The organism is Chitinophaga sp. OAE865 (assembly GCF_040546735.1).
Classification (GTDB): domain Bacteria; phylum Bacteroidota; class Bacteroidia; order Chitinophagales; family Chitinophagaceae; genus Chitinophaga; species Chitinophaga polysaccharea_A.
The window spans coordinates 1,800,598-1,815,570 of the sequence record NZ_JBEPOF010000001.1; the positions used below are offsets into that span (position 1 = coordinate 1,800,598).

Annotated in this window: 8 protein-coding genes; 7 read left to right on the forward strand and 1 reads right to left on the reverse strand. The window is 48.2% G+C overall.

The genetic code is table 11. The annotated features are described in order from the left end of the window. The first annotated feature begins 135 nt into the window (after nucleotides 1–135). From ABIE50_RS07595 to ABIE50_RS07610, 4 genes are all read left to right on the forward strand, one after another. The gene (locus ABIE50_RS07595) at nucleotides 136–627 is read left to right on the forward strand and encodes a DinB family protein (RefSeq protein WP_209866906.1); all 492 of its coding nucleotides are present in this window, start codon (nucleotides 136–138) and stop codon (nucleotides 625–627) included. 48 nt (nucleotides 628–675) lie between these two features. Further along, nucleotides 676–1,371: an NUDIX hydrolase gene (locus ABIE50_RS07600; RefSeq protein ID WP_209866908.1), complete on the forward strand. Its 696-nt coding sequence runs from the start codon at nucleotides 676–678 to the stop codon at nucleotides 1,369–1,371. 74 nt (nucleotides 1,372–1,445) lie between these two features. Then, complete coding sequence (locus ABIE50_RS07605) at nucleotides 1,446–3,353, forward strand: sensor histidine kinase (RefSeq protein ID WP_209866910.1); 1,908 nt, start codon at nucleotides 1,446–1,448, stop codon at nucleotides 3,351–3,353. A gap of 12 nt (nucleotides 3,354–3,365) precedes the next feature. Next, nucleotides 3,366–5,303, forward strand: coding sequence for a sensor histidine kinase (locus tag ABIE50_RS07610; protein ID WP_209866912.1), 1,938 nt, complete (start codon nucleotides 3,366–3,368; stop codon nucleotides 5,301–5,303). Nucleotides 5,304–5,352: 49 nt separating this feature from the next. On the opposite strand, the gene ABIE50_RS07615 is transcribed toward ABIE50_RS07610, so the two are convergent. Then, nucleotides 5,353–6,363: a beta-ketoacyl-ACP synthase III gene (locus tag ABIE50_RS07615; protein WP_209866914.1), complete on the reverse strand. Its 1,011-nt coding sequence runs from the start codon at nucleotides 6,361–6,363 to the stop codon at nucleotides 5,353–5,355. 193 nt (nucleotides 6,364–6,556) lie between these two features. Here ABIE50_RS07615 and ruvA point away from each other — a divergent pair, with 193 nt between their 5' ends. The 3 genes from ruvA (at nucleotide 6,557) to ABIE50_RS07630 (ending at nucleotide 14,941) form a co-directional block, all read left to right on the forward strand. Beyond that, the gene (gene ruvA / locus ABIE50_RS07620) at nucleotides 6,557–7,144 is read left to right on the forward strand and encodes a Holliday junction branch migration protein RuvA (protein WP_142683719.1); all 588 of its coding nucleotides are present in this window, start codon (nucleotides 6,557–6,559) and stop codon (nucleotides 7,142–7,144) included. A 39-nt stretch (nucleotides 7,145–7,183) separates the two neighbouring features. Further along, entirely contained in the window at nucleotides 7,184–14,446 is a 7,263-nt protein-coding gene (gene sov, locus ABIE50_RS07625) for a T9SS outer membrane translocon Sov/SprA (protein WP_209866916.1), read from the forward strand. 186 nt (nucleotides 14,447–14,632) lie between these two features. Continuing rightward, nucleotides 14,633–14,941 (forward strand): hypothetical protein, encoded by a 309-nt coding sequence (locus ABIE50_RS07630; protein ID WP_142683717.1) that lies wholly within the window; start codon nucleotides 14,633–14,635, stop codon nucleotides 14,939–14,941. The last annotated feature ends 32 nt before the right edge of the window (nucleotides 14,942–14,973 follow it).

Below are 14,973 nucleotides of genomic sequence, written 5' to 3' on the forward strand. Positions count from 1 at the left end.
CAAAAATAATCAAAATTTCAGGTTCCTTACCGGCCCGTTGGGATAAAGGACGTAGCAAATATCTATAGTTAAAATGACGAACAATATTGTAATTTGTAGGTTGTTTAGGTGAAAATGGCATTAATTGCTTCTTACATGAAAAATATGCTTGCGCATTATACAGCTTATAACAGCTGGGCTAATCAACAGCTGGCAAAGGTATTGCTTAAACTAACGGACGAACAGCTGGACAGGGAGCTGGGGGGAGGTTTTTCCACGTTACGTAATACCGTTTATCACATATGGTATACGGAAAGCCTCTGGCATCAGCGTTTGCAGCTCACCGAAAAAACAACGGATCCCACTGCAGGCTTCAGCGGCAGTTTTACAGATGCCTGTGCCGCCTGGCTTTCACAGTCGGCCTTACTGGAAGAATGGGTGGAAAAAGCCAGCCAGGTAAAGCTGAACCATACCATTGCATATACCCTCAAGAAAAGCGAACACTATAAAATGGCTGTACAGGATGCGGTGATGGAGGTATGTAACCATAGTACCTTTTACCGCGGTCAGCTGGTATATATGTTAGGGATATTGGGAGTGGGTAAGATACCGGCCACGGAATACAACCGTTTTAAGCCAAAAAAATAATCCGGTTTTATTATTTTTGATAGATTTTCCGCCTTTTAAAATTCCTATATGAATGCTGCTTCTTTTTATGCAAAGGCCCCGAAACACCTGGTGGCAGTGGATTGTATCATTTTTGGATTTGATGAAGGCCGCCTGAAATTATTGATCATGGAACGGAAGGTAGCGCCTATGGCCGGCGAATGGTCGCTGGTAGGCGGTTTTGTGCAGGAAGATGAAAGCACCGATGAAGCGGCCGCCCGTGTACTGGCGCATACCACCGGGCTGGACGATATTTATATGAACCAGCTGCATTGCTATGGCAATGTAGGCCGCGATACCGGCGCCAGGGTAATATCCGTTGCCTACTACGCCCTGATCCGTATCAAAAATCATGATAAGCCACTGGCCCGCGAACATGGTGCGCACTGGCTGGAGCTGCACGAAATACCAGAGCTGATCTTCGATCATGGTAAAATGATTGAAGATGCATTGGCCGCACTTCGGAATAATGCACAGTTCCACCCCATAGGTTTTGAACTGCTGCCGGAGAAATTTACCCTCTCCCAACTGAGATGCCTCTATGAAGAAATATACCGCAAAACCCTTGATAAACGTAACTTCCGCAAGAAGATCCTGTCGCTGGATGTAATGGAAAAACTGGAGGAAAAAGATAAAACCTCCTCTAAAAAAGGCGCTCACCTCTACCGCTTCGATCCTGAAAAATATGAGGCCCTGAAACGGAAAGGACTGGTATTCGAAATCTAGCCGGTAAAATGAACAAAATGGATGGAAGCAGGGACTGTAAATAAAATTATTTTACAGCCGGCTGATTCCCCATTATGTCATGTTTACACCGTATTGGCCTGTATGCCCTGCTTTTTATTTCGCAGGCATTATATGCCCAGCATAATGATATTATAGCAATTAAGAATGCGTTACCACGGATAACGGACAGTGCAAACTATGCGGATGCATTGAACAGGCTATCAACGCTCTACCTGCCCCGCCAGCTCGATAGCAGCGGGATATACGCCAAACGCGCCAAGGAGCTGTCGGAGCGCATCAGCTACAACAAAGGGCAACGCGACGCCCTGCGCGGTATGGGCCGCTATTATGCCCTGCGCCCTCACCGGTATCTTTCCTATCTTTTCTATGACAACGCCCTTACGGCCTGCCGCGCCGCTGGCGACTCTGCCGGGGTGGCAGTAGCCCTGATGAATATCGGCACCTTCTACCAGTACCAGCAAAAACACGAGGAAGCGCAGCGTTATATCAACCGGGCACTGAAAGTGACCTGGGATATGAGACTGGACTCCCTGCGGGCATGGGTGCTGGCCAGCTACTACCTCATTAATGAATCAGACTCCGTTGCATTGCCCGTTGCCCAAAAAGGGCTACGGCAGGCCATCTCGCTGGCTCACAGGTATCACGACGAACTGGGGATCCTGTACACCCGGTTGTTTGCAGCCAATGAACAGCTGCGCGCAGGTGAAATAAAAAAAGCAGAAGAAAACCTGAAAAGTGTAATAGCTGCCGCCGATAGCGCCGGCCTTAATTATATAGCTATGTACGCCAGCCTCCAGCTAACAGGCTACCGCATCTGGCAGCAACAACCGGATTCCTTACAGTACCAGCGCCAATCGGTGAGCTACGCAGTAGCCGGCGGTTATGCCGGCTTAATGCTGCCGGTGATCACAAGCTTGTATAACAGGTCACTGCGATCGGGCAACTCCCCCCGGGCTGCCGGCTACAGCCGCCTGGCCCTCGGCGTAATGATGCAGCAACAGGAAGATATGCAGGCCGGCGAAGCAGATTATCTTTCCTATGCCTTTGGCGACGAATGGCTGGATTCCCTGCAACAACAAAACCAATCACAAAAACAACAACTGGCAGTTAATAAAGCCGCCAATCATTTCTGGTATTACCAGCTGCTGATCATAGCTGCTATCGCGATTTTACTGGTTGTCCTGGTAACATATTTTGTGCGCGCTTACCGCCTCTCCCGGAAAAATACTGCCAGCATGGCCGCCCTGCAGGAGGAGATCCGGCTGGGTAACAATGCTCTCAGGGATAGCGACGACTTTAAAAATAAACTGATCTCCATGATAGCGCATGATTTCAGAACACCGCTGCACAACATCGTTAATATTACCGGGTTTATAGATGAAAAGTCACTCACTGTAAGGGAAGCCGCCAACATGATCTCGGAAGTGGAACATACTGCTGCCGGTACCCTGGTTATTTTTGAAGAAATATTGCGATGGATCCGTACCCAGTTATCCGGTTTTGTATACCGGCCCAAAATATTCCGGCTGGAAGAAATGATCAGCCATACGGTAAAAAACCTGCAACACCTGGTCACAGGGAAAGAGATCCGCATAGTAGTGGATATCCCGGCAAACACCACCGTTGCGGCCGACTATGAAATGCTGCAGTTTATCCACCGGAATTTTTTACATAACGCTATTAAATTCTCCCCGGATCAGGGAGCGATAACGGTAAAGGCTACACGTAAGGATGGCTGGCTCACCGTTGCCTTCACAGATGAAGGCTCCGGGATAGATGCCGCCATGCTTCCTCACCTGTTTAACTGGAACCGCAACGCTGTTGAAGGAGAACGCGCCGGTAAAGGCGCAGGCCTTGCGCTCATCATCTGTAAAGATTTTATTGATAAAATGAACGGAAAGATACATGCTGAAAACAATGCCGATGAAGGCAGTACTTTTTATTACCAGTTGCCGGAGTGACCAGGAAAAAATATGACGCGTAGTATCCGATATCTGTATTATAAACACATATACGCCGCCGGCCTGCTGGCGATGATATTGTTATGTACTACACAGCGCGCCGCCGCCCGGCAATCCCAATTACCGGGGCTGTTGCAGGAACTGTCTGTTCAGCAGGACAGTATTGACCGTATTAATACCCTTGGCAAACTTGGGGCATTATATATGATGATTAACCTCGACAGCAGCTTTACCTATGCCATCAGGGAATATGAAATGGCAGAAAAATATCAGTACAAAAAAGGATTGGCAGATGCCTTTGATGTGATGAGCTTCTGTTATGCCCTGAGAACAGATTTTAATATTGCCGGTATTTACGGCTACAGGGCACTGCAGCTTCACAAAGCTGTGGCCGACAGCCCCCGCATCGCCAAAACGCTTAGCAACCTGTATCTCTATTACCGGAATATGGGGCGACCGGAAGATGCCAACAATTATTTCTATGAGGCCTTTCATATGGCGGCCAGGCTGCCGGCGTCGCAGGACTCTGTTTATAGCATACTGCTGGTGAATTATGTCATGCGTTTTTATAGGGATAGTACCCGTAAGGACTCCGTACTATGGGCGCTGAGAACCGCAGCAGATATCAGCCGGAAGTATCCTTACAGCCGGCTGCCGCTTTATATCGATGCCTATGCCACTGATACATTGGTAATACAGGGAAGGGGGAAAGAGGCGGAAGCGAGGATCAATCAGCTGGCGGAGGCGGCGCTGAAAAGAGGATTGCCCTATGTGGCAATGGATATTTATAACCGCCTGGAAGATTATAACCGGCTGGGGTACCGTACGGATTCCACCTGTTACCGGGAGCTGTCTTATGAGCTGGCAAAAAAAGCCGGTTGTATTGAGCTGAACCTGCCTACCCTCGCAGGGTTATACGACTACTACCGGCAACAGCGGAATACAGCGAAAACAGGCTACTACAGCAGGGAAATAATGCGGCTGGCCGCACAGTACCGCTACCAGCAGGAAAAGGACCAGGTGAATTACATCGCTTTCTTTTTGAAGGAACAGTCGCTGCAACAACTGGCCCGTAACAACCAGCGGCAGCAGCAGGAGCTGGAACAGGTGCGGCTGCGCAGAAAGCAAAGCCAGTTTATCATAGCAGGGCTGTTCATTATTGTGATCCTGTTATTCATCCTGCTTTACAGCCGGCGCCGGCAATACCTGGCCTGGAAAAGACAGGAGCAGGCATTATCCGACAGCTATACCGGCGTTGCCCTTAAAAATATAGCCCTGCGGGCAAATGATGAGTTCAAGAATAAGCTGATCAGTATTATTACCAACGATTTCCGTGAGCCGTTACAATATATTTCCTCCGCAGCGCTGCAACTGCGCAACCAGGGCGCAAGCCAGGCGGAAATGACGGCTCTGGTCAGGGAGATCGCAGCCGTATCGGGTAATACGCTGAGCATATTTGACAACATTTTAAAATGGATCCGTATGCAGTTATCGGGATTTGCCTACCAGGGAAAGCCTTGTTTGCTGGATGATACTATTGATCATACGTTGAAGCAAATGGTATCCGCCATAAAAGAAAAAGGCCTGGTGGTGGTGAACCTGCTGCCTGCCGGCTGTTGGGTAATGGCCGATCCAGAGATGTTCAGGGGGGCCCAGCTCCACCTGTTGCGGCTTTCCGTACAATATGCACAACCAGGCAGCCTGCTGGTATTATCGGCCTGGAATAAAGACGGGAGGGTGTATGTCCGCATTATTGCGGATACCGGCGCCGGCGCCGGTGATATCCTGCAGCGCCTCTCCGGCTGGCAGCAGGATATGCAGGCCCTTAGTTTTGCTATTACGCGCGACTTTTTAGATAAGATGAAGGGCGGCCTGCAGGCAACGGCCAGTGAAGAGAGGTACCTGGTGTTCACCGCCATGCTGGAAGAGGTTAAAAATACAAACGGATAACAGCTGCGGATGATCGCTGCTGTTATCCGTTTTAATATTGAGCAGTATATTATTTACCGGATTTATCCCCGTCGTACGCCCATTTAATATAGTTGGCGCCCCAGGTAAATCCTCCGCCGAAAGCAGCCATCATCACGTTATCTCCTTTTTTCAGGAACTTTTCATAATCCCACAGGCATAAAGGAATGGTACCTGCAGTAGTGTTACCATAACGGTGAATATTCATCATTACCTTTTCGTCGGGTACATTGATGTACTGGGAAGTAGCGGCAATGATACGTTTGTTTGCCTGGTGAGGAACCAGCCACGCAATATCTTCTGCAGTAAGGTTATTACGTTCCATTACATCCTTCGCAGCCTCCGCCATGTTGGAAACGGCATATTTAAACACCATTTTACCTTCCTGGTATACGTAGTGCTCACGGTTATTTACTGTTTCAATGGTAGCAGGTTTTACAGATCCGCCGGCCTTCATGTGCAGGTATTCGCGGCCATGACCATCACTTTTCAGGATGCTGTCTATTAAGCCAAAGCCTTCAGTATCCGGCTCCAGCAGTACGCCGCCGGCGCCATCTCCAAAAATGATACAGGTGGTTCTATCGGTATAGTCAATGATAGAGCTCATTTTGTCGGCCCCGATAACCATTACTTTGGAGTAACGGCCACTTTCAATGAACCGTGCACCGGTTTCCAGGGCATATAAAAAACCGGAGCAGGCAGCGCTGATATCAAAGCCAAAGGCATTTTTTGCACCGATTTTATCGGTTACCACGTTGGCGGTAGCCGGGAAAGTCATGTCAGGGGTTACAGTGGCCACAATCAGCAGGTCAATTTCTTCCGGGGAAATTCCTCTTTTTTTGCAGATTTCCAGTGCTACGGGAACACACAGATCAGAGGTGCCTTTCCCTTCTCCCTTCAATATCCTTCTCTCCGAGATGCCCGTCCGGGTTATTATCCAGTCGTTGGTTGTATCTACTAATTTCTCTAATTCCTGGTTGGTTAGCACGTAATCGGGAACATATCCACCCACCGCTGTAATAGCGGCCGTTATTTTATTCATATAAACTAAATATGTGTTTAAAACGAGGCGTAAAAATACGATATAAACGTATATTTCCTAAAAAAGTCGCATATGACAAATATTAGGGATTGTCAATCCATTAAAAGTTAGCATCTTTGCCCCGGTTTTCCCAAATACATTATTAATCAATTTCCAAAAGTTTAATAAATTTACTGAATCTTTACCTCGTCGTATGATTGCTTATCTGAATGGAAAATTAGCCTATAAGTCGCCTGCTCTTGTTCATGTGGATGTGAATGGAATCGGTTATGAAGTACAGATCAGCCTCAACACATATTCCCGGATACAGAATATGGAGAGTTGCAAACTGTTAACCTTCCTGCAGATTAAAGAAGATGCACACACGTTGTATGGCTTTTTTGAAGAGGCGGAAAGAAGCCTTTTCCTCCTGCTGATCAGTGTTTCCGGAGTAGGCGCCAGCACCGCGCGCATGATGTTGTCTTCCCTTCAGCCGGAAGATGTGCAACGCGCTATCATGATGGAAAACGAGAAAATGCTCGAAAGCGTAAAGGGAATCGGTGCGAAAACAGCCAAAAGAATAATTCTGGAGCTCAAAGATAAGCTGACGAAACACAAGGATACGGGTATACATTTATCTGCAAGTGTGAACAATACAATCCACGAAGATGCGTTAAATGCTCTGATAACTCTGGGAATAGCCCGGAATATGGCAGAATCGTCGATCCAGAAAGTCCTGAAAAATGAGCCGCTATTGCAAAATTTGGAAGAACTGATAAAGAAGGCTCTGAAAACGTTATAAGAAGAAGTAAATAAAATCCTCTATAAAAACCTATTTTTCTTGGCAAGAAAGACATACTATGGTGCATTTGTAGTGATAGCAATTGTATCCTTTATCATTGTTGATACTGCCGCTAGGGATCGTTCTGGGAATCTGAAATTATTGAGAAGTAGATGGCATCCTGATACCACCATTACTCCTCAAACCAAAATCGATACTACCGGGAAAAAAGATACCTTGAAATACCCCCTTCAAGACAGACGCGGCCCCAAAATAACAGATCAGGGGTCAGGGAACGCTATTGACCTCAAGGACCCCTCGAATATCAACAAGTCGGTAGAATACGACCCGGTTACCAAACAATATACCGTCACGGAGAAAATAGGGAACCAGTATTACCGGAACCCTACCTATATGAACTTCGACGAGTTCTATAAGCTGCAATCCAGACAAAGTGAACAGGACTACTGGCAGAAAAGGGCCAGTGCTCTCGGTAACCTGAACCAGCGCGCCAACGGGCCTGCGCTGTACAACGGCAACAACCTGTTCGACCGTATCTTCGGCGGCAGCAAAGTAGATATCCGCCCCCAGGGTAGCCTGGACCTTACCTTCGGATACCAGGGCCAGAATATCAAGAACCCCGTACTGGTGGAACAAGCCAGGAAAAATGGCGGGTTCAATTTCGATATGGGCATCAATATGAACGTAGTAGGTAAGATCGGGGATAAACTGAAACTTATCACCAATTATAATACCCAGTCGCAGTTCGACTTTGAAAACCAGGTTAAACTGGAATACACGGGCTATAACGATGAAATTATCAAGAAAATTGAAGCGGGTAATGTAAGCTTTCCCCTGCGCAGTACCCTCATTTCCGGTATCCAGTCGCTCTTCGGGGTGAAAACCCAGCTGCAGTTCGGCCGCTTAACTGTTACCAGTGTGCTCTCTAACCAGAAATCACAGAAACAGAACCTCATGCTCAAAGGCGGTACCCAGGTACAGGACTATAACCTCAGGGCCGATGAATATGAAGATAACCGGCACTTCCTGCTGGCGCAATACTTCCGCGACAACTTTAACACCGCCATGTCTAACCTGCCGGTAATTAAATCGCTGGTCAACATCACCAGGCTGGAAGTATGGGTAACCAATAAAACCGGAGCCACCACCCAAACCCGCGATATCGTTGGTTTGATGGACCTGGCGGAACAAAACCCCTACAATAAGAGAGACATCAATGTACTCACCAGCTCCAAGCTGCCGGACAGGGGAACCAACGACCTCTATTCAAAACTGATCAGCGACCCTGCCAGCCGGAACACCGGAACAGTGGTGAGCCGCCTCCTGAATATAGGCCTGCAGCCGGTATCAGAGTTTGAGAAAACATTTGCCCGTAAGCTCGATTCCACCGAATACATTTATAACCGCCAGCTGGGCTTCATCTCCCTTAACCAACAATTACAACCGGATGAAGTACTGGCCGTAGCCTACCAGTATACCTACAACGGAAGGGTATACCAGGTGGGTGAGTTTTCCCAGGATGTACCCCCGGATCAGAACAACAGCGCCAACCAGCCGGTTTTGTTCCTCAAATTGCTTAAAGCCACTTCTGCCCGGCCCACCCTCCCGGTATGGGACCTGATGATGAAAAATATTTACGCCACCGGCGCCTTCCAGGTAAATAAGGAAGACTTCCGCATGGATGTATATTATAAAGATCCCGGCGCCGAAGGACGCCCTCCCAGCGATAAACGGTATATCCCCGATGCGAAAGGCGACTACGCCGGCGCACCGATCATCACCATCCTTAACCTCGACCGCCTCAACAACCAGCTGGACCCACAGCCGGATGGCGTGTTCGATTATGTGGAAGGCTATACGATCAACTCCCTTACCGGTAAGATCATGTTCCCCGTACTGGAACCATTCGCAGACGGGTTGAAAAAAGCCTTTAACGGCGATGCCGCCCTGGAAAAACAATATCTCTATAATGTATTATACGACTCCATTAAAGTAGTAGCGCAGCAGTTCCCGCAACTGAACCGGTATGTGATCAGGGGATCCTACAAATCGGCCAGCAGCTCCGAAATCAATCTCGGCTCCGGTACCACCATCCCGCCGGGATCAGTAGTGGTGACCGCCGGCGGCCAGCAGCTCCGTGAAAATGTGGACTATATCATCGACTATAACCTTGGCAGGCTGAAAATCATCAATGGGGGAGTGCTCAACTCCGGCGTACCTATCAATGTGCAGTTTGAAAATAACTCCCTCTTCGGGCAACAGGTCCGTAACTATTTTGGTACCCGGCTGGATTATCTCGTAAACGATAAACTGAGCCTGGGTGGTACTGTAGTGCGCATGAGCGAAAGACCATATTACCAGAAAGTGAATTATGGAGAAGACCCTATTAAAAATACCATGGTGGGCCTGGACGCGAACTATGCCTCCGAATGGAAAGGGCTTAACCGCTTCCTGGATAAATTGCCCAACTATACCAGCACCTCTCCCTCCAATATCCTGTTCACCGGTGAAGTAGCCCGCCTGTTCCCGGGTCACAGTAAACTGGTGAATGAGCCGGGCAGTAGGAGCGGTACCGCTTACATCGACGACTTCGAAGGCGTGAAAAGCGGGTATGACCTGAAGTTCCCTGCTACCAGCTGGGCACTCGCCTCCACGCCAAAAGGCGCTACCGACGCTAATGGCAGGGTGATGTTCCCCGAAGCAGAATTGAATAATATACTGGATTATGGAAAAAACAGGGCAAAACTGGCCTGGTATATTATTGAACCCACCCTCCAGTTGCCTAAATCACCGAACCTGCCGGCAGGCATCTCTGTGGATGATCAGTCGGACCCCCGGGTAAGGCTGGTATACCAGAAAGAAGTATTTAAAAACAGGTCTACCGACTTCGGACAAAGCCAGCTCAGTACCCTCGATCTGGCTTACTATCCAACAGAAAGAGGTCCTTATAACTTTACCAATACGCCTATAGCCATGGACAACAACGGCCATCTGAGCCGTCCACAGGCTAAATGGGGCGGTATCATGAGAGCCATCGATAACAGCGACTTTGAAACAGCCAATATAGAATACATCGAATTCTGGATACAGGATCCTTTTATCAAACAGCCTAACAGCACCGGCGGTTCCCTGTATTTCAACCTGGGTAACGTATCGGAAGATATCCTCAAAGACTCCAAAAAATTCTTTGAAAACGGGATGCCCGACCCTAACCAGAACCCGAATAAGATCGATTCTTCCAAATGGGGACGTGTACCCAAGTTCCAGCAGCAGATCACCCAGGCATTTGACAATGACCCGAATATCCGCAACTACCAGGACGTTGGGTACGACGGTTTAAAATCGCAGGATGAAGCGGCCTTCTTCAAAGGCTATATGGATACACTGCGTCAGAACTTTGGCGGAAGCCCGGTATATAACCGCGCCGTTCAGGACCCGGCGAATGATGATTATAAACACTACCGCGACCCGGTATATAATGGTCTGAACATCCTGCAGCGTTATAAGAATTACAGCAACCCGGAAGGCAACTCCCCCGTATCTGATCCGAAATCACAGTTCTCTTCCGCAGCTACCAATATCCCCGAATCGGAAGACCTGAACAGGGATAATACCATGAACGAAACGGAGGAATATTTCCAGTACCGGGTGGATCTGAAACCCAATATGGCGGTAGGCTCCAACTTCATTGTAGATAAAATAGAAGCGGATGTAACGTTGCCCAATAACCAGAAAACAACCGAAACCTGGTACCAGTTCAAAGTGCCGCTGAACCAGTACAACGCCAAAATTGGTAACATACCGGATTTCAAATCCATCCGTTTCATGCGTATGTTCCTCACCAATTTCAGCGATTCTATCGTAGTGCGTTTTGGTAAACTGGAACTGGTGCGTAACCAATGGCGCCGTTACCTGTATGAACTGCGCCCCGGCGATCCTATCCCGCTGGATAATACCACTACCTTTAATTCATCTGCTGTAAATATTGAAGAAAACTCTTCCCGTACACCTATTCCATATGTGTTACCTCCGGGAGTAGTTCGCCAGAATACCATCAGCACCAACAATACTACCCTGCAGCTGAATGAACAATCCCTGTCTGTTCAGCTCTGCAACCTGCAGGACGGCGAAATGCGCGCCATGTACAAAACACTGAATATGGATCTGCGCCAGTACAAAAAGCTGCAGATGTTCATTCACGCGGAAGCAGTAGGTACCGCCACCTCGCTGAAAGACGGGCAGATACAGGCAGTGATCCGTATTGGTAGCGACTTTGTAAGCAACTACTACGAATACCGCATTCCCCTGAAAGTAACAGACTGGAATGGTCCGAAAACAGCGCTAGATATCTGGCCTGAACGCAACAACCTCGATCTCCTGATGTCGCAGCTCAGCACCCTGAAACAGCAACGCAATATGTGCGATTCCTGTTCTCCGCTGCTGCCCTACCCTGCCAACCCGGTAGCCGACCAGTACGGAAACTTTATGACGGTAGTGGGTAACCCCAGCCTGGGCGATGCCCGTACCATGATGATAGGTATCCAGAATCCCAAGGATGACGGACAACCCCGCTGCGCGGAAGTATGGCTGGATGAACTGCGCCTTACCGATTTTGATGAAAAAGGCGGGTACGCCGCATTGGCAAGGGTAGATGTACAGCTGTCGGACCTGGGGTCCATTTCCATTTCCGGTAACATGCATACGGCCGGTTTCGGAAATATTGACCAGCGTGTAAACGAACGGTTCAGGGATAATTTCCTGCAATACGATGCAGCCGCCAATCTCGACCTGGGTAAACTGCTGCCAAAGAAAGCAGGGATCTCTATTCCCGTATACGCCGGCTACTCACAATCGGCCAGTAACCCGGAATATGATCCTTACGACCTGGATATAAAACTGAAAGATAAAATTGCCCTCGCCAGGAGCCGACGGGAGAAGGATTCTATCCGGCGCGATGCGCAGGATTTCACTTCCATCAAAAGCCTGAACTTTACCAACGTCCGGAAACTCAACCTGGGCGGTGGTGGAAAACGGCACCTGTGGGATATAGAAAACTTTGACATCAGCTATTCCTTCTCACAGATCCTGCGCCATAACCCCATCATTCAAAGCGATGTGCTCACCAAGCACAGGGGAGGCCTGGGATACAATTTCGCCGGCCAGCCGCATTACCTGGAGCCGTTTAAAAAACTGATCAAAAGTAAAACGCATTGGCTCGACCTCATACGCGATTTCAATGTTAACTATGTACCTTCTATCCTGAGCTTCAGGGCAGACGTTTCCCGGCAGTTTGGCGCTACCCGCGTGCGCAACGTAGGCGGCGATGTGAAATACCAGCTCCCGGAAACCTATAACAAGTACTTTACGTTCGACCGCTACTATACTGTTAAATGGGATCTGACACGAAGCATCAACTTTGAATTCAATGCGGTGAATAATGCCCGTATCGATGAGCCCAACGGACGTATCGATAACTCGGCGAAAAAAGATACGGTACGCCGTAACTTCTTCAAAGGAGGGCGTAATACCAATTACATGCACAACGCCAACTTCACGTACACATTGCCTACGGCGAAGTTCCCGGCGCTGAGCTGGACCAACATCGCGTTTGGCTACAGTACGGAATACCGCTGGACAGGCGCTTCCCAGCTGGCTTTGTATCTCGGTAACGCTATCGAAAACTCCCAGCAGAAAACACTGACGGCAGAATTCAAATTCGTAGAACTGTATAATAAATCGAAATTCCTACGGGATGTAAATGCCAGGAAACCGCAAAACAATAATCAAAACAATAACAATAACAATAAAAACGGTAACCAGCAGAACCAGAACCAAACCGCTTCTTCCGATGAAATTTCACCATGGTTGAAAGGATTGCTGAAACCACTGATGATGCTGAAAAGGATTGGGTTCAACTTTAATGAGAACGCCGGTACCCGTTTACCTGGTTACATAGACAGTACCAAGATCATTGGTATGAACTGGGCCACCATGGCGCCGGGCCTGAACTTTGTGTTCGGCTACCAGCCAGACCGGAAATGGTTCGACAAGTTTGCACAGAAAGGGCTCATTACACCGGATACCTTATTTAACATCCAGGCCCAGCAACAATTTACACAACGTTGGGATTTACAGGCCCAGCTGGAACCAATAAATGACTTGCGCATTGATCTGACCATGACCAAGTCATTTACCAAAACACATACGGAACTGTTCAAAAATCTCACAGATCCGGTGAACTTCCAGCACCTGAGCCCATATGATGCCGGTGGTTTTGAAATTACTTATATCGCCATCAAAACTATGTTTGGTAAGATCAATACCTCGGATGGTATTTCACAAACCTTCCGCAACTTTGAATCGTACCGTAACGCCATTTCAAAACGGTTGGGCGCAGCGAATCCTTATAATAAGGATCCGGGCATTCCAAGCGGCGATCCTAAAGATCCAACTTACGCATACGGTTATACCCGGTATGCACAGGATGTGCTGATACCATCCTTCCTGGCGGCATACACAGGTACCAGCCCCGATAAGGTGTCGCTGCTGAAACAGGGTAACGATAATGTGAGAAGCAATCCTTTCAGCAATTATATTCCAAAACCGAACTGGAGCCTCACTTATAACGGGTTAACCAAGCTGGAGCCATTCCGCTCTTTCCTGACCAATTTTACTATCAGGCACGCCTACACAGGAACGCTGAGTATGAGCTCTTATAATACTTCCATGTATTTTGAAGATCCGCGGCTCACAGGCTACCCGGCGTTCAGGGATACCATATCCGGAAATTATTACCCGTATTTTATGGTGCCCAACCTTACGCTCACGGAGTCCTTCTCCCCATTACTGGGAGTAGACCTTACTTTTGTAAACAGCCTCAATGCCAGGGTGGAATTCAGGAAGAGCCGATCTCTCAGTTTGAGCCTTATCGATTACCAGCTCACAGAAGTGCGCTCCAGTGAGATCATTATCGGCGCAGGCTACCGCGTAAGAGGCGTTCAGCTCCCATTCTCCTTCAGCAGGAATGGTGGCAAAAAGCTGCAGAACGATATGAACTTCAGGCTGGACCTCAGTTTCCGGGACGATAAAACAGCCAATAACCGCCTGGATGCCGACCTGGCTATTCCAACCAGCGGTCAGAAGGTAGTGGGTATCTCCCCGTCTATCGATTACGTAGTGAATAACAGGTTAAACCTGAGATTCTTCTATGACCGCAGGCAAACCATACCGGTGATCTCCACGGCATACCCGATTACCAGCACCAGTGGCGGTATTACCTTCCGGTTTGTACTGTCGCAATAGCAGCCGGATATATATAAACGGATTTATAGTTAGATGGACAACGGCGTGAATTGTCCCGTTTGTCTAACTATAAATCCGTTTTTTCATAACAGGGTATTGATAATTATTTACTAGGTTTGCGGCGTGAAAGGGTTTGGGATCATATGCATATTTCTGGGTCTGCTGTTACAAAACTTCAGCAGGAGCGTGATTTTTGTGCAGTTTAAAATGAACCAGTCCTATATCGCCGGCGTTCTTTGTGAAAATAAGAACAAACCTGAAATGCACTGTAACGGTCGCTGTCATCTTAAAAAGGAACTCGACAGGGATGCGCAGCAGGATAAAAATACCAACAGCGGGAAAGATAAATATGAGGTGATGTTTGTAGAAACGTTACAATCTTTCCACACTACGCCCCCGGTTGATCAACCCGTTTTTAACGCATACTATAAGGCGCCCCGCCTTCATTCGCTGGCCCTGTCCGTCTTCCACCCGCCCCAACTGGTAGTAGCCTGATTTTTGAACCTTAACTACCTGACTAATCCTGT